This is a genomic window from Streptomyces sp. CA-181903 (genome assembly GCF_050937075.1).
GTDB lineage: Bacteria > Actinomycetota > Actinomycetes > Streptomycetales > Streptomycetaceae > Streptomyces.
Window position 1 is genome coordinate 1,514,947 of record NZ_JBNJLY010000001.1, and the last position, 18,908, is coordinate 1,533,854.

General features: G+C 73.8%; 13 protein-coding genes and 2 pseudogenes. 11 read left to right on the forward strand and 4 right to left on the reverse strand.

Features of this window, described 5'->3' with window-relative positions; genetic code table 11:
* The first annotated feature begins 128 nt into the window (after positions 1–128).
* Both ACQEVS_RS06560 and ACQEVS_RS06565 read left to right on the forward strand, forming a co-directional pair.
* Positions 129–788 (forward strand): hypothetical protein, encoded by a 660-nt coding sequence (locus ACQEVS_RS06560; protein ID WP_433016476.1) that lies wholly within the window; start codon positions 129–131, stop codon positions 786–788.
* Positions 785–1,489 carry a YqjF family protein gene (locus ACQEVS_RS06565; protein WP_433016479.1) on the forward strand — a complete coding sequence of 235 codons (705 nt, stop codon included), beginning with the start codon at positions 785–787 and terminating at the stop codon, positions 1,487–1,489. Before ACQEVS_RS06560 ends, ACQEVS_RS06565 begins: the two co-directional genes overlap by 4 nt.
* Positions 1,490–1,528: 39 nt before the next feature.
* Here ACQEVS_RS06565 and ctaD read toward each other — a convergent pair.
* Positions 1,529–3,225 (reverse strand): annotated as a pseudogene (gene ctaD / locus ACQEVS_RS06570) (aa3-type cytochrome oxidase subunit I).
* Between the two features lie 203 nt (positions 3,226–3,428).
* Positions 3,429–4,847 (reverse strand): aldehyde dehydrogenase family protein, encoded by a 1,419-nt coding sequence (locus tag ACQEVS_RS06575; protein WP_433016482.1) that lies wholly within the window; start codon positions 4,845–4,847, stop codon positions 3,429–3,431.
* A gap of 218 nt (positions 4,848–5,065) precedes the next feature.
* Between ACQEVS_RS06575 and hmgA the strand changes: the two genes are divergently transcribed.
* Positions 5,066–6,400, forward strand: coding sequence for a homogentisate 1,2-dioxygenase (gene hmgA, locus ACQEVS_RS06580; RefSeq protein WP_433016485.1), 1,335 nt, complete (start codon positions 5,066–5,068; stop codon positions 6,398–6,400).
* Positions 6,401–6,444: 44 nt separating this feature from the next.
* The gene (locus ACQEVS_RS06585) at positions 6,445–7,194 is read left to right on the forward strand and encodes a GntR family transcriptional regulator (protein ID WP_433016488.1); all 750 of its coding nucleotides are present in this window, start codon (positions 6,445–6,447) and stop codon (positions 7,192–7,194) included.
* 201 nt (positions 7,195–7,395) lie between these two features.
* Here the strand turns inward: ACQEVS_RS06585 and ACQEVS_RS06590 are convergent, their stop codons facing one another.
* Positions 7,396–7,662, reverse strand: a complete 267-nt coding sequence (locus tag ACQEVS_RS06590; protein WP_433016491.1) for a hypothetical protein — start codon at positions 7,660–7,662, stop codon at positions 7,396–7,398.
* 318 nt (positions 7,663–7,980) lie between these two features.
* Positions 7,981–8,946 carry an SGNH/GDSL hydrolase family protein gene (locus ACQEVS_RS06595; protein WP_433016494.1) on the reverse strand — a complete coding sequence of 322 codons (966 nt, stop codon included), beginning with the start codon at positions 8,944–8,946 and terminating at the stop codon, positions 7,981–7,983.
* A 226-nt stretch (positions 8,947–9,172) separates the two neighbouring features.
* Between ACQEVS_RS06595 and ACQEVS_RS06600 the strand changes: the two genes are divergently transcribed.
* The 7 genes and pseudogenes from ACQEVS_RS06600 to ACQEVS_RS06630 all read left to right on the forward strand — a co-directional run bounded on the left by ACQEVS_RS06600 (position 9,173) and on the right by ACQEVS_RS06630 (position 18,845).
* Positions 9,173–9,727, forward strand: coding sequence for a hypothetical protein (locus ACQEVS_RS06600; protein WP_433016497.1), 555 nt, complete (start codon positions 9,173–9,175; stop codon positions 9,725–9,727).
* 1 nt (position 9,728) lies between these two features.
* Positions 9,729–10,823 (forward strand): GNAT family N-acetyltransferase, encoded by a 1,095-nt coding sequence (locus tag ACQEVS_RS06605; RefSeq protein ID WP_433016500.1) that lies wholly within the window; start codon positions 9,729–9,731, stop codon positions 10,821–10,823.
* A gap of 416 nt (positions 10,824–11,239) precedes the next feature.
* Entirely contained in the window at positions 11,240–12,109 is an 870-nt protein-coding gene (locus tag ACQEVS_RS06610; RefSeq protein ID WP_433016503.1) for a glycosyltransferase family 2 protein, read from the forward strand.
* Positions 12,106–13,197 (forward strand): glycosyltransferase, encoded by a 1,092-nt coding sequence (locus tag ACQEVS_RS06615; protein WP_433016506.1) that lies wholly within the window; start codon positions 12,106–12,108, stop codon positions 13,195–13,197. Before ACQEVS_RS06610 ends, ACQEVS_RS06615 begins: the two co-directional genes overlap by 4 nt.
* Positions 13,198–13,223: 26 nt before the next feature.
* The gene (locus ACQEVS_RS06620) at positions 13,224–13,997 is read left to right on the forward strand and encodes a polysaccharide deacetylase family protein (RefSeq protein WP_433027313.1); all 774 of its coding nucleotides are present in this window, start codon (positions 13,224–13,226) and stop codon (positions 13,995–13,997) included.
* A gap of 211 nt (positions 13,998–14,208) precedes the next feature.
* Positions 14,209–15,735: pseudogene (locus ACQEVS_RS06625) on the forward strand (lipopolysaccharide biosynthesis protein); the annotation flags it as partial.
* A gap of 779 nt (positions 15,736–16,514) precedes the next feature.
* Complete coding sequence (locus tag ACQEVS_RS06630) at positions 16,515–18,845, forward strand: hypothetical protein (RefSeq protein ID WP_433016509.1); 2,331 nt, start codon at positions 16,515–16,517, stop codon at positions 18,843–18,845.
* Positions 18,846–18,908: the final 63 nt, after the last annotated feature.

Consider the following 18,908-nt stretch of genomic DNA (forward strand, 5'->3'; position numbering starts at 1 on the left):
GTCCGGGAGCCGACCGGGTACCCATGGGGCATGAGGTCACGCGTGGTGTGGGAGGGCCTGCCCGCCGGGGCCGCCGCACCGGCGTCGGTCCGCCGCCGCGGAAGGCGTGAGTACGGCGTGAGGACGACGTGACGGGCCCCGTCGCGGACGTGACGGGCCCCGCCGCGGCGGGAGCGCGGCTGCGCTTCGACGGCTGGATCGCGGGAGCCGGCACGGCGTCCGGGACCCGTCTGGTGCTGGGGCACTGGCCGCGCTCCCCTTTCGGCTCCTTCAGCGACGTCATGGTCGAACACGCCGACGGGACGCGACGGTTGCTGGCCCCCAGCGGGCGGGTGGCGGACTTCGTGGCCGCGACCTACGCCTTCGACCGCGTGGACGTCCGGCCCGTGACGGTCGAACGGGCCGGTGCCTGCTGGACGGTGACCGCCGGCCCGCTGAGCTGGCGCTTCACCGTCGGCCCGCGCAGCGCCCTGGGCCGGCTCCTGCACGCCGTCCCCACCGCCGCCGCCACCCACCCGCTGTGGATCCGCTCGGCCGGCCTGCCCGCCCGGCTGCTGGGCCTGCGCACGGTCGGCCGGTCCCGGTCGGGCCGCCGGTCGTTCTACGGCGCCCGCGACCTGCGACCGGTCACCGACGGGGAGGCCGTGTGGGACGGCACCGCTCTGGGCCCCCTCGCCCGCGTGGAGCCCGCCGTGCGCTTCGGGCCCGTCTCCGTCCCCCGCCGGCCCGCGCTCGTCCGCGTCACCACGCTGGTGGAACTGCCGGGAGACCGGGTGTTCGGCCGATGACCGGCGGGCCGTCGCCCCTGCCCGGGGAACGGGTCACCCGTCCGTGCCTGACGGCCGGCTGGTTGTGCCAGACGTTCCTGCACTGGCGCTACGAGCCGCACGTGGTGCAGGCCCTGCTGCCGCCGGGCGTCGTCGTCGACACCTTCGACGGGGCCGCCTGGGTGGGGCTGACGCCGTTCGTCATGGCGTCGGTACGGCCGCTCGGCCTGCCGTACCCCCGGTGGACGTTCCCGGAGACCAACCTGCGCACGTACGTCCGCCTCGGGGACGGCAGGCCCGGCCTGTGGTTCCTCTCCCTGGAGGTGACGGCCTTCCCCCTGCCGGCCGCCCGGGCGCTCGGGATCCCGTACCACCTGGGGCGGCTGCGGTGCTGGAGGGACGGGCCGGCCGTCCGGTACGCCGGGGAGCGGCGGGGTGGGGGCCCCGCGTACCGGCTGGCCGTACGGCCGGGGGAGCGGCTCGACCCCGGCGCCTTGGACGTGTGGCTGACGGCCCGCTGGCGGGCGTACAGCCGCGGGGCCGGTCTGCTGTGGGAGACGCCTGTCGAGCACGAGCCGTGGCGGTTGAGCGCCGCTCGGGTGGAGGACGTCCGGCAGGCGCTGACGGCGGCCGCGGGCCTGCCGGATCCGGCGGGGCCGCCGCTGGTTCACTTCTCCCCCGGCGTGCGGGGGGTGCGGCTCGGCTTTCCGCGTCCGGCGTGAGGGCGCCCCGGTCCCGCCCCCGAAGGGGGCCCGCCCACCTCAAGCCCCGGGCTCCACCACATCCCGCTCCCCCACGTTCTCCACCTGATCCCGCCGGGCGATGTCCGGGTGGTGCAGGTCGAACGCGGGAGACTCCGACCGCACCCGGGGCAACGTACAGAAATTGTGCCGCGGCGGCGGGCAGGCCGTCGCCCATTCCAGCGACCGCCCGTACCCCCACGGATCGTCCACGTCGACCCGCTTCCCGTACCGCCCGGTCTTCCAGACGTTGTACAGGAACGGCAGGGTGGACAGCCCGAGCAGGAACGACCCGATCGACGAGACCGTGTTCAGCGCGGTGAAGCCGTCCGCGTCGAGGTAGTCCGCGTACCGGCGCGGCATGCCGGAGGCTCCCAGCCAGTGCTGCACGAGGAACGTCATGTGGAACCCGGCGAACAACGTCCAGAAGTGCATCTTGCCCAACCGCTCGTCGAGCATTTTCCCGGTGAACTTCGGCCACCAGAAATGGAATCCGGCGAACATCGCGAACACCACGGTCCCGAACACCACGTAATGGAAGTGCGCCACCACGAAGTACGAGTCGGTCACATGGAAGTCCATGGGCGGCGAGGCGAGGATGACACCGGTCAGCCCGCCGAAGAGGAAGGTCACCAGAAAGCCGGTCACCCAGAGCATCGGCGTCTCGAAGGACAGCGAGCCCTTCCACATGGTGCCGATCCAGTTGAAGAACTTCACCCCGGTGGGGACGGCGATCAGGAAGGACATGAACGAGAAGAAGGGCAGCAGGATCCCCCGGTGGGGAACATGTGGTGCGCCCAGACGGTGACGGAGAGCCCGGTGATCGAGATCGTCGCGGCGACCAGCCCGGCGTAGCCGAAGATCGGTTTGCGCGCGAAGACCGGGATGATCTCGCTGACGATGCCGAAGAACGGCAGCGCGATGATGTAGACCTCGGGGTGCCCGAAGAACCAGAAGAGGTGCTGCCAGAGCAGCGCCCCGCCGTTGGCCGGGTTGTAGATCTGCGCGCCGAATTTCCGGTCGGCCTCCAGGGCCAGCAGGGCCGCGGCCAGGACCGGGAAGGCGAGGAGCACCAGGACGCCGGTGAGCAGCACGTTCCAGGTGAAGATCGGCAGGCGGAACATGGTCATGCCCGGTGCGCGCATGCAGATGATGGTGGTGATGAAGTTGACCGAGCCGAGGATCGTGCCGAAGCCGGAGAAGACCAGGCCCATGATCCACAGGTCGGCGCCGACGTTCGGCGTGTGTGCCGCGTCCGACAGCGGCGTGTAGGCGAACCACCCGAAGTCGGGCGCGCCGTTCGGGGTGAGGAACGAGGCGACGGCGATCAGCGACCCCAGCAGGTACAGCCAGTAGGCGAACATGTTCAGGCGGGGGAACGCCACGTCGGGGGCGCCGATCTGCAACGGCATGATCCAGTTCGCGAACCCGGCGAACAGCGGCGTCGCGAACATCAGCAGCATGATGGCGCCGTGCATCGTGAACGCCTGGTTGAACTGCTCGGTGGAGACGATCTGCAGGCCGGGGCGGGCCAGTTCGGCGCGCATCACCAGGGCGAGGATCCCGCCGATGCCGAAGAAGGCGAACGACGTCACCAGGTAGAGGGTGCCGATCTTCTTGTGGTCCGTCGTGCCGAGCCAGTCGACCGCCGCCGCGCCCACCCCCCGCGCGGGGTCGCGCTCGGCGGGTGCCTCGTGCCGCGTCGTCGTGGTCGTCATGCCCGTCCTTCCGCCTGCCTCCGAAGGCGGAAGGGCACGCCGCCCCCACCACCCGCCGGGCCGTCCGCGTCGGCGGGGCCCGTCACCGTGATAGGGCACGGCCGCGCCCACCGACGCCTATTGCGCCGGCCGTGGGCGCGGCCGTGCGGGCGGCACCCGCCGGACGCCGCCCGCACCCCGGCTCAGGACGCCCGCACCGCGGCTCAGAGCTGGAGCGACTTCGTCTTCAGGTACTCCAGGAGCCCGTGGACGCCGAGCTCGCGGCCCACGCCCGACTGCTTCCAGCCGCCGAAGGGCGCCAGGATGTTGAAGTCGCCGCCGTTGACGTCGACCCGGCCGCACTCCATCCGGCGGGCGAAGGCCACGGCCTCGTCGCGGTCGGCCGCCCAGACGGCGCCGGAGAGGCCGTACTCGCTGTCGTTGGCGAGGCGCAGCGCCTCCTCCGTGTCGCGGTAGCGCAGGAAGGACAGGACCGGGCCGAAGATCTCCTCGCGGGCGACGGTCATGTCGGGGGTGACGTCGGCGAGGACGGTGGGGCGTACGTAGTAGCCCTTGTCCAGGCCCTCGGGCGGCTCGGCGCCGCCGGCGGCGATCCGGGCGCCCTCCTCGGCGCCCTTGCGGAGCAGCTCCCGCACCCGGTCGCGCTGCCGGGCGCTGACGACCGGGCCCAGGCGGACGTCGGGGTGGGTGGGGTCGCCGGGCACGTACGCGGCGACGGCCTCGACGGCGAGGGCGACGGCCTCGTCGTAGTGGTCGGTGTGCACCAGGGTGCGGGTGAGGGCGTTGCAGGACTGGCCGGCGTTGCGGACGACGTCGGCGACGTTGGCGCGGACGGCCGTGGCGAGGTCGGCGCCGGGGAGGATGACGTTGGCCGATTTCCCGCCGAGTTCGAGGGCGACGCGCTTGACGGCGCCGCCGGCGAGGGCGCCGATCCGGCGGCCGACGGCGGTGGAGCCGGTGAAGGAGACGAGGTCGACGTCCGGGTGCTCGGCCAGCGGCTGCCCGGCCTCCGGGCCGTACCCGGTGACCAGGTTGAACACCCCGGCGGGCAGGCCCGCGTCGGCCACGCACCCGGCGAACAGGCGGGCGGTCAGCGGGGTGTACTCGGCGGGCTTGAGGACGACCGTGCAGCCGGCGGCGAGGGCCGGCGCGACCTTGGCGACGATCTGGTGGAGCGGGTAGTTCCAGGGGGTGATCGCGCCGACGACGCCGGCCGGCTCGTGGAGGACGGTCGAGGTGCCGATCCGCTCCTCGAAGGCGAAGCCCGCGGCGAGCCCGGCGTAGGAGCGGGCGACGGCGACCGGGAGTCCGGCGTGGACGCGGCGGGCGAAGCCGATGGGCGAGCCGAGCTCGGTGGTGACGGTGGCGGCGACCTCCTCCTGCCGGGCGGCGAGCGCGTCGGCCAGGGCGGTGAGGTACGCGCCGCGCCGGGCGGGCGCGGTGGCGGCCCAGCCGGGCAGGGCGGCGCGGGCGGCCCGGACGGCGTCGTCGACGTCCTCGGCCGTACCGGCCGGGACGCTCGCGACGACCTCCTCGGTCGCCGGGTTCTCCACCTCGATCCGGCCGGTCCCCCGGGCGGGCCGCCAGGCTCCGTCGACGAACATCCCGTCATACGCGGTCACAGGGCGTCTCCTCGCGTTCGCGGTGGGCGTGGGCCCGGGGGCGGGGACTGCCGGGCCCACGGCAGGAACTGTCAACCTAACCGGCCCTCCGGTCCGCACCAAGAGGCGGTCCCGATCCACCGCCCCGCCCCGGAACACGGCGCTCAAGGTCCATTGACGCACCGGGCCCCGCAATCCTACGGTCATGCAGAGGATTCCTCCGGCAGTGGGAGCACACGATGACCGGCACGGACAGAGAGCGGGCGCGCAAGACGGCCGAAGGGCTCGTCTACGCCTCGGGGTTCGGCAACGAGCACAGCAGTGAGGCCGTCCCCGGCGCGCTGCCGCACGGGCGCAACTCGCCCCAGCGGGCGCCCCTCGGGCTCTACGCGGAGCAGCTCAGCGGCTCCGCCTTCACCGAGCCGCGCCGGCACAACCGCCGGTCCTGGCTCTACCGGATCCGCCCGTCGGCCGCCCACCCCCCGTTCACCCGCGTCGACAACGGCGGGCTGCGCGGCGCCCCCTTCACCGAGACCGTCCCCGACCCCAACCGGCTGCGCTGGAACCCGCTGCCGGAGCCCGCCGGGGGCACCGACTTCCTCGCCGGGCTGTGGACGCTGGGCGGCAACGGCGACGCCGCGCAGCGCGCCGGCATGGCCATCCACCTCTACGCGGCCGACGCCTCGATGACGGACCGCGTCTTCAGCGACGCGGACGGCGAGCTGCTGATCGTCCCCGAGCGCGGCGGGCTGCTGCTGCGCACCGAGTTCGGGCTGCTGCGCGCCGAGCCGGGTCATGTGGCGCTGATCCCGCGCGGGGTGCGCTTCCGGGTGGAGCTGCTGGACGAGACGGCGCGCGGCTACGTCTGCGAGAACTACGGGCAGCCGTTCACCCTGCCCGACCTGGGCCCGATCGGCGCCAACGGCCTCGCGAACGCACGGGACTTCCTCGCCCCGGTGGCCGCCTACGAGGACACCGACGGGCCGGTCCGGGTGGTGAACAAGTACTGCGGCAACCTCTGGGAGGCGGTGTACGACCACTCGCCGCTCGACGTCGTCGCCTGGCACGGCAACCTCGTCCCGTACGTCTACGACCTCCGCCGGTTCAACGTCATCGGGACGGTCAGCTACGACCACCCCGACCCGTCGATCTTCACCGTGCTCACCTCGCCGTCGGACACCCCGGGCCTGGCGGGCGTGGACTTCGTGGTGTTCGCGCCGCGCTGGCTGGTGGGCGAGGACACGTTCCGGCCGCCGTACTTCCACCGCAATGTGATGAGCGAGTACATGGGTCTGATCGAGGGCGCCTACGACGCGAAGACGGCCGGAAAGGGGGGTTTCGTGCCGGGCGGCGGCTCGCTGCACAACATGATGTCGGCGCACGGGCCGGACCGGGAGACCTTCGACAAGGCCAGCGCCGCCGAGCTCAAGCCGCACAAGGTAGACGACGGGCTGGCCTTCATGTTCGAGACCCGGTGGCCGGTCACGCTCACCGCCCAGGCGGCGGAGGCCGGACACCTCCAGTCGGGGTACGACGACGTGTGGCAGGGTCTGGAGCGGAACTTCCGCCCCTGAGGCGCCCCTGAGCCTCCCTGGATCACCGCAGAGCCGGAGCCCCTGTGACCACCTTCGCCCCCGACTCCCTGGCACTCAACCGCAAACTGCCGCTCTGGTACCAGGTGTCGCAGTCGTTGCGCGCGTCCATACTCGGGCGCCGCCCGGACGACCCGTTGCGCCTGCCCACCGAGGACGCGCTCGCCGCGCACTACGGCGTGAGCGTGCTGACCATGCGGCAGGCGCTGAAGGAGCTGGAGGAGGAGGGGCTGATCAGCCGGCACCGGCGGCGCGGCACCTTCATCGAGCCGAGCGCCCGCCGGGGCTCCCCGGTGCGGCTGCTCGGCTCGGTGGACACGATCGTGGCCCAGCAGTCGGGCGAGCGGACCACCGTGCTCGGCCACGGCCCGGCGCCGGTCCCCGGCGAGCTGGCCGAGCACTTCCCGGGGCTGGCGGAGGCGACGGCGTTCCGGCGGCTGCGCCGGGACGGCGACACGGGCGAGCCGGTCAACTGGGCGGAGAACTGGGTGCACCCCGACCTGGCCGGCCGCATCGACCTGGAGGACCTGGCCCGCTGGCCCATGACGAAGGTGCTGCGCGACGCCCTCGGGGTGCGCATCAGCCGGATCACGGACACCGTGGAGGCGCGGCTGGCCGACCCGGAGACCGCACGGCTGCTCGACGTGCCGCTGCTCAGCCCGATCCTGCACTACACGGGGATCACGTACGACGGGAACGGCCGGGTGGTGGACGTGGCCCTGATCCACTACCGCGGCGACCGCTTCTCGTTCACGGTGACGGTCGAGGCGCACTGACGCCCCTGCGCGGGTACGGCGGGCGCGCGGCGCGGCCACGACGGGCGCGCGAGTCTGCGCGCACGGGTGCGAGCGCAGGTGCGTGCGAGCACAGATGCCTGCGAGCACGGAGAACGCCGGGGAGCGTAGGGGAACGCCTGGACCGCTGGGACCGATGGGACCGCTGAGAACGTGACGAACGCCGAGCGCCGGGTGGGACGGTCAGGGGCGGCTGCCGAACAGCGACCGGCGGAGCCGGCGCAGGGGCGCGAAGAGGGAAACCCGCGCCGTGCGACCGGAGGCGTCCGCCCGCGCGTGGTCGCGCGAGGTCAGCTCGCGCATCAGCAGGGTCGCGCCCTCGGTCTCGCGCTGCGGCACGGCCGGGCCGGCCAGCACCGCGAGATGGCGTTCGAGACGGGCGCCGGAGGCGCCGCTCCCGCACTCGATGGCAGGCACACGCGGCCTGCTGCGCATTGTTATCTGGTCCATGAGACTCCCCACCCGTACGAGGCACCCGGCCAAGGCAGGGTAACCCTATCGCCCCATCGCGTCACCCGCGCATCCGCGAACGGATTCACCACCCCGTCAAGGGGGTTGACGACACTGGCCTGAACCTGTCGGACCGCGGCGGCCTGACGGCTCGTCGATAACGGGGCACAGCGGACGGAAGTCACCCTCCGTCGCGGCGCGTTCACGCGGGCCGGAAGGGGGCGGTCTCCCCGGCCCCGCCCTGACCCCCGCGACGGCGGTCGCGGGGGCCGGGACGGCCGGAGCGGGACTCAGGCCGCGGGACTCAGGCCGCGGGACTCAGGCCGCGGACGAGAACACCGGCAGGTAGCCACCGGACTGTCCGGCGGCCGTCGGGTGGTAGGACTCGTCGACCGGCAGGGCCACACTGTGCAGCCACGAGCTGCCCGAGCACAGCTCGTGGCCGGCGAAGGTGGTGTTGACGTCACCGAAGGCGAAGCCGTGGTCGGCCGCCCGCTTCGCGGTGACGGAGTCGAGCAGGTCGGCGGCGTTGTTGATGGCCCTCCGCTTGGCTTCGCTCAGGCCGACGCAGACCGCGTCGAGCTTGTAGAAGCGGGGGTAACCGAGGACGACGACGCGGGCCTTGGGCGAGCGGGCGCTGATGGCGGAGTAGACGGCGTCGAGTTTGGCGGGCAGTTCGTTCCGGATGAAGGCGCTCGCGGTGGCGATGCGGTCGAGGCAGACGCTGTCGCTGTTGAGGACGCAGGTGCTCATGGCGTCCGCGAAGCCGGCGTCGTTGCCGCCGATGGTGATGCTGACGAGGCCCGTCGTGGGGGTGAGGGGGCCAGCTGCTCGGCGAGGACGTCCCCGGTGCGGGCGCCCGAACAGGCGGTGAAGGCGAACGAGGCGGGTCTGTGCGCCGCCGACCACAGCGCCGGGTACGCCTTGTCGCTGCGTTTGCAGTCGCCGCTGGACGACTGGTAGGAGCCGGCGCCGACGCCGGACGAGTAGGAGTCGCCCAGGGCGACATAAGAGGGGGCCGCGTCGGCGGCCTCCGGTGCGGCCTGGGCGGCGCCGGTGCCGCCGAGGGCGAGGGTCAGGGCGAGGGCCACGGCCGATGCGGCACCCGTGATGCGGTGCGATTTCATGGATCCTCCCTAGCAGGGGTCTCTGCCACCCCTGTGGTAGCAGCGACACGGAGCTGTCGGAAGTGTCCATGACAAAACTTGCGGCACACCCCCACTCCGGTGGCCGTTCGGTGAAGGAAGAAGGACGTGGCAGCCGCCCCGGACCGCGCGCGACCATCCGTCGGACGTCAATGAACGAACCGTGCGATCACTCGAACAGCGGTCGCTCGGAAGTGAGTTGACAAAGGCGCGGACGCGCCGGACGTTCACCGGGACGCAAGGCTCCGTTTGTGGCCGGGACCCGAGCCCAGAAGCCTGTTCGCCCGTCCTTCACGTCTTGACGGCCTTCGCCCGTTGCGCGACATTGAAGCCCGGCATCCGGCGCTTCGGGGGCTAAGTCGCCAATGCAGAGCTTCAGCGATCCCATCGGTCTCGATGACAGCGATCTCCGTACCGCGGGCCAGGAAACGCCCGGCGGACCGTCCGGCGGACCACCCGACGGGCCGTCCGGCGCGAAACCGCCCGACGGCCCGCCCGGTTCAGGACCGCCCGGGCGCCCGGGAGCGGGAAGAGGCGGCGGCCCCCTCTCCCGCCCGGCCGCGGACTCCCTGCCCGTCGTCGCCGGGGCCGCCGCCGCGATGGCCGGGGCCGGCGCGGCGCTGGCGCTGCTGGACATCGGCTCGCCGCTGCGGGCGCCCTTCACCCTCTTCTTCCTGATCGTGGCGCCCGCCTGCGGCGTGGCCGCCGCGCTGCGCGGGCTCGACCCGCTCAGCCGCGCCGTGGTGGCCGCCGGCGGGGCCGTCGCGGTCGACCTGCTGACCGCCCAGACCATGCTGGCGCTGCACAGCTGGACGGTGCGCGGCGGGGTGGCCGCGGTCGCGGCGGTCAGCCTGCTCCTCTTCCTGCTGGCGCACGCCTGGCGCCACCGGGGGCGCGGCCCGAGCGACCGGACGACCTGAGGTGGAGGTCAGCGTCCACCGCCCGGGTGAACTCAGCGCGGCCGACCGGGCGGCGTGGTCGGCCATGCAGGCGCGGGCGGTGGAGGACGGTGTGCCGCAGCTCGGCAACCCTTTTCTGGCACCGGAGTTCGCGCTGGCGGTGGGCCGCTGCCGGCGCGGCGTTCGGATCGCGGTCGTCCGGGAGGAGGGTGCTCCGGCCGCCTTCTTCCCTTTTCAGCGTTCGGCGTTCGGGATCGGGCGGGCGATCGGGCTCGGCGTCTCGGACGCCCAGGGGCTGGTGCACCGGCCCGGGTTCCAGTGGGACGCGAAGGAGCTGCTGGCGGCCTGCGGGCTGTCGCTGTGGGAGTTCGACCACCTGGTGGAGGGGCAGAAGCCCTTCGAGGAGGGGGCGGTCGGCGCCTTCCCCTCCCCCGTCATCGACGTCGAGCAGGGCTTCGACTCCTACCTGGCGGCGCTGCGCAAGCAGTCGCCCAAGTTCACCCGCACCACGCTGGCGAAGGAGCGCCGGCTCGGCCGGGACGCGGGCGGGGTGCGGTACGTGCACGACGAGCGGGACCCGGCGGTGCTGCGCACGCTGATCGGCTGGAAGTCGGCGCAGTACCGAAGAACGGGGCGCAGCGACCGCTTCGCGCGCCCCTGGATCTCCCGGCTGGTCGAGCAGCTCTTCCACACCCGCGCGGAGGCGTGCGGCGGCCTGCTGTCGGTGCTCTACGCGGGTGGCCGGCCGGTCGCGGCGCACTTCGGGCTGCGGTCGCGGACGGTGCTGGCGTGCTGGTTCCCGGCGTACGACCCGGGGTTCGCGAAGTACTCGCCCGGCCTGGTGCTGCATGTGCGGATGGCGGAGGGGGCCGCCGCCGCGGGGCTGGCCTACCTGGATCTCGGGCGGGGCGGCAAGGCGTACAAGGACTCCCTGAAGACGCGCGAACTCGCCGTGTCCGAAGGGTGGGTGATGCGGCGTCACCCGGTCGCGCTGGGGCACAAGGCCCGGCGTGCGCCGGTGCGCGCGCTGCGCAACACCGTCGTCGCACGCCCCCAACTCTTCGAACCCGCCGACCGGCTGCTCAAGCAGGTGGGACGGTTGCGGCGGAGCGTCTGAGCCGCGGCGGACGTCATGCGCCGGTGCGCTCCGGGTGTGCGTTCGCACACCGGACGGTGCGTCAGGAACAAAGGACACCAAAGGAGGAGGCTCCGACTCACCTCTTGCCATACAGTCTCAAGCTTCAATACCGTCGTACATCTACCCGCATCGGTCCATCAGTTCTTGCGGCTCCGGGGAGGGGCTCCAGTCGCCGCGATGGATCCGGGGCGGGGCGCGGCAGGGGGTGCCGCGCTCGGCCGGGGAGATCCGTGTCGAGTCGCGTGCCGCGCGGCCTGTGCTATTCGCCAACTCACCCTGTGCACGCGGCGGTTGCCCGTCGCAACGGACAGGGCGAGACCCCCTTTTCGAACCGGACACACCATGGGACCGCTCGGGGGCGGGCGGTCCTCCGGACGAGAGGGAAACAGAGACTCATGAGTTCGTTCCTGCGCCCGGCGGCCGGTCAGGACCACGACCGGACCCCCGGGACCGACGCCGGCGGCGAGACCGCCCGGCCCCTCGAACCACCCGCCCAGTACCGCCCGGTGTCGCCGCAGTTCGCGATAGCACCGCCGGTCAGCGTGGTGATCCCCGCGATGAACGAGGCGGAGAACCTGCCGTACGTCTTCAAGACCCTGCCGTCCTGGATCCACGAGGTGGTCCTCGTCGACGGCAACTCCACCGACGACACCGTCAAGGTGGCCCGGGAGCTCTGGCCGGGCGTCAAGGTCGTCGAGCAGCAGGGCAAGGGCAAGGGCGACGCCCTGATCACCGGGTTCGCCGCCTGCTCGGGCGAGATCATCGTGATGGTGGACGCGGACGGCTCCGCCGACGGCAACGAGATCGTCAGCTACGTCTCGGCCCTGGTGGGCGGCGCGGACTTCGCCAAGGGGTCCCGGTTCGCCAACGGGGGCGGCACGGACGACATGACGCCCATCCGCAAGCTGGGCAACCGCGTCCTGTGCTCGATCGTCAACCACAAGTTCGGCGCCCGCTACACGGACCTGTGCTACGGGTACAACGCCTTCTGGAAGCGCGTCCTGGACGACATCGCCCTGGACTGCGCCGGCTTCGAGGTGGAGACGCTGATGAACATCAGAGTCGTCAAGGCCGGCCTGCGCGTCCAGGAGATCCCCAGCCACGAGTTCGTCCGCATCCACGGCGCCAGCAACCTGCGGGCCGTGCGCGACGGGCTGCGGGTCCTCAAGGTCATCCTGCACGAGCGCGGCTCCCGGCGGCGCCGGCATCCGGCCCGCCGGCCGCTGGCCATCGCGCCGGCCGCGAGCCGCGGGGAGGTGTCTTGAGCACAGCGCCGGCGGAGCGGACCACGGCGCCGGACGTCTCGGTGGTCGTCTGCGTCTACACCGAGGACCGCTGGGGCGACATCCTCGCCGCGGTGGCCTCGGTGGCCGCGCAGTCCTACCCGGCGCACGAGACCCTGCTCGTCGTGGACCACAACCCGGCGCTGCTGCGCCGGCTGGCCAAGGTGTACGGCGACGACGGGCTCGGCGCGCCGGACGGCACCGCGGGCCGCGTCCGGGTGCTGGCCAACGCCGGCCCGCGCGGCCTGTCCGCCGGGCGCAACACCGGCGTCGCGGCCTCGTCCGGGGAGGTGGTCGCCTTCCTGGACGACGACGCGGTGGCCGAGCGCGACTGGCTGCTGCACTTCGTCCGCGCGTACGCCGATCCGCGCGTGATGGCGGTCGGCGGGCACACCCGGCCGGTGTGGGCCTCGCGGGCCCGGCCCGCGTGGTTCCCCGAGGAGATGGACTGGGCGGTGGGCTGCACGTACCGCGGCCTGCCGCCCGGCCGGGTGCGGGTGCGCAACGTCCTCGGCGGCAACGCCTCGTTCCGCAGGTCGGCGCTGACGGCCGTCGGCGGGTTCGCCTCCGGCATCGGCCGGGACGGCCACCGGCTGCCGCTGGGCTGCGAGGAGACGGAGCTGTGCATCCGGCTGGCCCGGGCGCTGCCGGGGGCGGTGTTGCTGATCGACGACCGGGCGGTGATCCACCACCGGGTCCCGCCCGAACGGGAACGGTTCGGCTATCTGCGCACCCGGGCGTACGCCGAGGGCCTGTCCAAGGCGCTGGTGGCGCACAGCGTCGGCGCGCGCGACGGGCTCGCGTCCGAGCGCCGCTACACGACCCGGGTGCTCCCGGCGGGCGTGGCGCGCGGGCTGCGCGACGCCCTGTTCGGCCGGCCCGGCGGCGCGGGGCGCGCCGCGGCCATCATCACCGGGGTGGCCGCGGCGACGGCCGGTTACGCGGTCGGCAGCGTCCGGGCGCGCCGGGGCGGCGGACGGTTCGCGGTGGCGGGGGTCGCGGTGTCGGGGGCCGCGGTGCCGGGGGTCGCGGTGGGCGAGCCGCCCGACGGCGGGAAGGGGGACGCGTGACGACACCCGCCGAGGTGCCGGTCCTCATGTACCACTCGGTGGCGCACTCCCCCTCCCGGGCGGCGCACGCGCTGTCCGTCGCGCCGGAGGCGTTCACCGAGCAGATGCGGCTGCTGGACGCGGCCGGCTTCGTCCCGCTGACGACCCGGGAACTGGCCGGGGCCTGGCGGGACGGCCGTCCGCTGCCGCCGAAACCGGTGCTGATCACGTTCGACGACGGTTACGAGGGCGTGCACCGGCACGCCCTCCCCGTCCTCGCCGAACACGGTTTCGCCTCAACGGTGTTCGTCTCCACGGGCTGGCTGCGCGGGCCGTACGACACCGGGGGCGCGCTCGACCTCATGCTCACCTGGGACCAGGTGCGCGAGCTGGCCGAGGCCGGCGCCGAGATCGGCGGGCACAGCCACACCCACCCGCAGCTCGATCAACTGCCCGACGCGGGGCTGGCGTTCGAGCTCGGCCGGTGCCGGGAGATCCTCACCGGCGAACTGGGCCGGCCGCCGGTTTCGTTCGCCTATCCCTACGGGTATTCCAGCCGCCGGGTGCGGCAGGCGGTGCGCTCGGCCGGCTTCGGGATCTCCCTGGCGGTGGGCAACGGCCTGGCCGCCCGCCGGCAGGGGCCGTACGCGGTGCGCCGGGTGACCGTGCGCCGGACGACGGGGATCTCCGACTTCGAACGCATGGTGCACGGCCGGGCGCTCGGCCGGCTGTTCGCCGCCGACCGGGCCCTGACCAAGGGGTACGCCGTCGTCCGCAGGGGCCGGCAGGCGATGAGAAAGGCAAGAGGGGCGCGTGGCTGACACGTCCACCCAGGACCCGTCCGCCCGGGACGTGTCCGCACGGACCGAGGAGCGGGCCGTGGCACCCGCGGGCCGCGGATTCCGGCTGCCGGGACGGGGCGGAGGCGGCGGACGGGGCGGAGGGGGCCCCGGCGGCGACGGACAGGGCGGGCACGGCGGGAACGGCAGAAGGGGCAGGAGAGGCAGGGGCGGCGGGAGCGGCGGGAACCCGCTGTTCCGCAACGCGTTCGCCCTGATGCTCAACACCGGCATCAGCGCCGTCCTCGGCGTCGGCTTCTGGCTGGTCGCCGCCCGCTACTACAGCGAGGACGCGGTCGGCCGCGGCTCGGCCGCCATCGCCGCCATGAAGCTGCTCGCCGGCCTCACCGCGGTCACCCTGACCGGCGCGCTGGCCCGCTTCATACCGGTCGCGGGCCGGACGACCGGCCGGCTGGTGATCCGTACGTACGCGGCCAGTTCCCTGGTCGTCGCCGTCGCCGCGGGCGTCTTCCTGCTCACCCTCGGCCTCTGGGGCCCGTCCTACGACGCGCTGCGCGGGCCGACGCACGGCCTGGTGTTCGTCGCCGCCGTGGTCGCCTGGTCGCTGCTGACCCTCCAGGACGGGGTGCTGACCGGGCTGCGCCAGGCGGTGTGGGTGCCGGTGGGCAACACCGTGTTCTCCGCGGCCAAGCTCGCCCTGCTGATCGCCCTCGCGACGGCGCTGCCGGGGACCGGGGTGTTCGCCTCCTGGGTGGTGTCGATCTCCGTCTCGGTGCTGCCGCTGGGCTGGCTGGTGTTCCGCCGGCTGGTCCCCGAGCACGTCCGGGCGACGGAGGCGTCCGCGCGTCCGGCGTCCGCCCGCGAGATCGGCCGGTTCCTGGCCGGCGACTACACCGGGTCGCTGTTCTCGCTGGCCGTCGTCTACCTGGTGCCGGTGCTCGTCGCCTCGCAGATCAGCTCGTCCGAGAACGCGTACTTCTACATCGCGTCCACCATAGGCGGGACGGTCAACCTGCTCGCCATCAACATGGGCGCCTCGCTGACCGTCGAGGGCTCGCACGACCCGGAGCGGCTGGCGGAGAACTGCCGGGCCGCCCTGCGCCGGATGGCCAAGATCATGCTGCCGGTGTGCGGGCTGCTGTTCCTCCTGGCGCCCTGGATCCTGGGCGTCTTCGGGCCCGCCTACACGGAGGCGACGCCGCTGCTGCGCTGGTTCGCGGTGGGCGCGGTGCTGCGGGTGGTCATGGAGACCTACTTCGCCGTGCTCCGGGCCCAGAGCCGGACGGCGGGACTGGCGTGGCTCCAGGGGCTGTTGTGTGTCCTGGTACTGGGCCTGACGCTCCTGCTCCTCCCCCGCATGGGCCTGACGGGGGCCGGGGTGGCGGAGATCTCCAGCCTGACGGTGATCGCCTCGGTGGCGGCGGTGAAGCTGTGGGGCGTGCTCCGGGCGGCCTCCCGGCCCCGGACGGCCGCGCCGGAGCGCGCCGCCGAGGCCGCCCCCGACGGCGACCTCGCCGACCTCGCGTCCCGCCGGCACCGCGCCCGGGCGGCGGAGACCGGCTACGGCACCCGCTGGGCCCTGCGCGCCGCCCTGGACGCGGACACCCTCCCCCTCGGCGTCCGCCTGGACTTCGACCACCTCGAACGCCGCCCGGACGTCCGCCTCTCCTCCGAGCCGCTCGCCCTCCGCGCGGAGGGCACGGGCCGGGGGACGCCGCCGTTCCGGGGGATGCCCCCGGCCCGGGGCACGCCGCCGCCCCCGGATGACGGCACGCCGCGCACGCCAGCGGGCACCGCGCCCCGGACCGGCGGCGAACACCCGGCGAACGCGCACGACCGGACGGCGGATCACGGGCAGGGGCACAGGCACGGGCACAGGCACGGGGGCCAGGAAAGCATGAACACAACGGACGACACCGACGACCACCACCGGAAAGCCGCACCCGCGCGCGGCGGCGTACGCCTCCGCAAGGAGCGGACGAGCACGGCGGAGAGCGGGGACCCGGCGGCCGGGGGCGCGTAGGCGTCCGGGAGGACGGGGGTGGGAGCGGGGGGTTCGGCGGGGGCACGGGGCCCGGTGGGGGTGTGGGCACGGGACGCGGCGGAGGCGTGGGCACGAGTCCTGACGTAGGCGTAGGCACGAGTCCCGGCAAGGACGTGGGCACGGGACGCGGCGGCCGTCCCTCGGGAGCTGCCGACCTGCCGGGACCGGCGGCCTCCGAGCCCGACGCCGGGCGACGCACGAAGGCCGACGGCACCGGCAGAGCGGCCGGGCCCCCGAGCCCGCGACCGGACGGCGGCGCGGCCGGAGATGGCGCGGCGGCCGCGGGCCGGGCGGCACAGGACGCGGGCGCCCGCCCCGTCGAGGGCCCCGCCGATGCCCCCGCCGAGGCCGCCGCCCAGACAACCCCCCAGGCAACCGCGCCCGCGACGCGCGGCACGTCGAGGCCGGACGCACCCGAGGTCACCATGCCGCTCTCTGGCGCGCCGGGGCGTGCCGCGCAGACAGCATCCGCGCAGACAGGGTCCGCGCAGGAGGTGGCCGCGCAGCCGGCCGAAGCGGCGGAAGGGCGGACGGCGCCCACCGGCCGGGTCGCTCGATGGGCGGATCGGTGGACGGGCCGGCGGACGGGCCGATGGACGAGTCGGTGGACCGACCGGCGAGCAGGCCGGCGAACCGGCCGGTGGCGGCGGCCCGAAGCCGGGATCTGGCTCCTGCTGACGCTGGCGCTCACCCTCTACTGGCTCCCCCTGCGGGCCCTCGGCGAGGTCAACCTCGAAGGGATGGGCGGCCTCGGGCTGGTGTCGGTGCTGCCGGTGACGACGCTGGTGGGGGCAGCGCTGCTGGTGGTGTCGTTCGCGGCCGCGCTGCTGCCCGTCCGGCCCCGCACCTGGCTTCTGGCCGCCGTCCTGCTGGCGACGGTGGTGTCCCTGCACGCCGTACCGGCGGTCCTGGAGGACCGCCCCCGCTTCGCGACGGCCTGGCAGCACCTGGGCTTCCTCGACTACATCGACAGAACGGGCACGGCCGCGCCCGACCTGGACGCGCGCTGGAGCTGGCCGGGCTTCTTCGCGCTCGCCGCGTTCGCCGCGCGGGCGTGCGGCGTGGACGACCTCACCGAGGTGCTGCGCTGGTGGCCGCTCGCCGTCCAGCTCGTCTCCCTCGCCCCCCTGGCACTGCTCCTGCGGGCCGTGCGGGCGCACTGGCGGGCCAAGTGGACGGCGCTGTGGCTGTTCGCGCTCTGCGGCTGGGTCGGCCAGGACTACTTCTCGCCGCAGTCCCTCAGCTACGTCTTCTACCTGCTCTTCGTGGCCGTGCTGCTCGTCTGGTTCCGCTGGCCGGGCGAACTCCCGGGCAGGCGGCTGCCCGGCGAGCGCCGGGTGGAGGAGACGGACCGCCGGACGCGGACCGTCCTGCTGACCGTGCTGATCGCCCTGTTCGCGGCGGCGGTGGCCGGCCACCAGCTCACGCCGTTCGTCATGCTGGGGGTGCTGACGGCGCTGGTGCTGGTGCGCCGCTGCACCCTGCGCGGCCTGCCGCTGCTCTGCGGGGTGATGCTGGCGGTGTGGGTGGGGTTCCTGGCGGAGCCGTACTGGTCGGGGCACTTCGACGAACTCTTCGGCGGCCTGGGCTCCTTGGGCGGCAACGTCTCGTCGTCCGTCTCGGGCCGCATCGAGGGCGGCAACCCGGTGCACAAGCTGGTGCTGTACACCCGGGTGGCGCTCGCCGGCGGGGTCTTCGCGCTCGCCGCCCTCGGCTGGTGGCGCCGGCGCCGGTCGGGCGTGGCCGACACGGCCCTGGCCGTCCTGACGTGCGTGCCGTTCCTGGCGTTCGGCATGCAGTCGTACGGCGGTGAAGTGGCCCTGCGCGTCTTCCTGTTCGCGGTACCGGGCGCCTGCGTCCTGGGCGCCCTGGCCCTCTTCCCGACGGCCGGGCGGACCCCCCGCCCTCTGGCCGCACCCTTGTGCGCCCTGACGGCCGGCCTGGTCCTGATGTTCGGCTTCCTGGTGGCCCGCTGGGGGAACGAGGACTTCGAACGCGTCCGCCCGGGCGAGGTGGCGGCCATGGACTACGTCTACGCCCACGACAGCCCGACGGTACGGCTCCTGTGGATGAGCAGCGACACGGTCAACAACGTGACGCCCGCGATGCCTTGGGGCACGCGTGACATGGAACGCGTCCTGTACGAGCCGACGCTCGCGCCCCGCGACCCGTCCGGCGGCGCACCGGACCTGGTCAAGGCCCTCCGGGCGGCGGGCCCGAACTCCTACCTCGTCCTCAACCACGGCCAGTCCACCTACCTGGAGCTCAGCGCCGGCTACACCGCGGACTGGGACCACCGCATGCGCCGGGCCCTGGACCGCAGCCCGGAACTCCGCCGCGTCCTGACCAACACCGACGCGGCCCTCTACGAACTCCGCGACCGCCCCCGGGGCCCCCACCCCACCCCACCCCGGCCCCACCGGCCCCCACATCACCTGGACCCCCGTCTCCCTCATCGGCGGCTTCATGGCCGTCGCCCTGCTGCTCCTGCTGACGGCCCGGGAACTGACCCGGGTGGGGATGCGACCGGGAGTACGCCAAGTTCGGTGGATGCAGGGCTCGTTCTGGTTCGCGATGCCACTGCTGACGGTCCTGCTGGCGGTACTGGTACAACGCCTGGCGACGATGTCGTGAGGCCACCCCGGCCGCGCCTCTCCCTGCGTGCGGGGAAATTCGGAGAGAGCCCCGGGCAGCAAGCAAGGCCGCATTCACACGTACTTGTGGATAGGTCACCCCATGGGGGCAGTGCCGGTTTATTGGTGTTATGGGAGGCTCATTCACTTCTCAGGAGCGAAGGCGCGCCCGGCCGGCCCGGGTTCACCTGACGCGAACCTGAGGGGAAGGACTGAGCATCGTGGATGCCCGTGCGTTCGGCGCTGTCCCGGCGG

Excerpts from the sequence above, each read along its gene's own strand:
- ACQEVS_RS06595 (WP_433016494.1), bottom strand. The coding sequence starts at position 8,946 with ATGGTCGCGCGCGGTCCGGGGCGGCTGCCACGTCCTTCTTCCTTCACC.
- ACQEVS_RS06590 (WP_433016491.1), bottom strand. The coding sequence starts at position 7,662 with ATGGACCAGATAACAATGCGCAGCAGGCCGCGTGTGCCTGCCATCGAG.
- ACQEVS_RS06565 (WP_433016479.1), top strand. The coding sequence starts at position 785 with ATGACCGGCGGGCCGTCGCCCCTGCCCGGGGAACGGGTCACCCGTCCG.
- ACQEVS_RS06600 (WP_433016497.1), top strand. The coding sequence starts at position 9,173 with ATGCAGAGCTTCAGCGATCCCATCGGTCTCGATGACAGCGATCTCCGT.
- hmgA (WP_433016485.1), top strand. The coding sequence starts at position 5,066 with ATGACCGGCACGGACAGAGAGCGGGCGCGCAAGACGGCCGAAGGGCTC.
- ACQEVS_RS06610 (WP_433016503.1), top strand. The coding sequence starts at position 11,240 with ATGAGTTCGTTCCTGCGCCCGGCGGCCGGTCAGGACCACGACCGGACC.
- ACQEVS_RS06620 (WP_433027313.1), top strand. The coding sequence starts at position 13,224 with ATGTACCACTCGGTGGCGCACTCCCCCTCCCGGGCGGCGCACGCGCTG.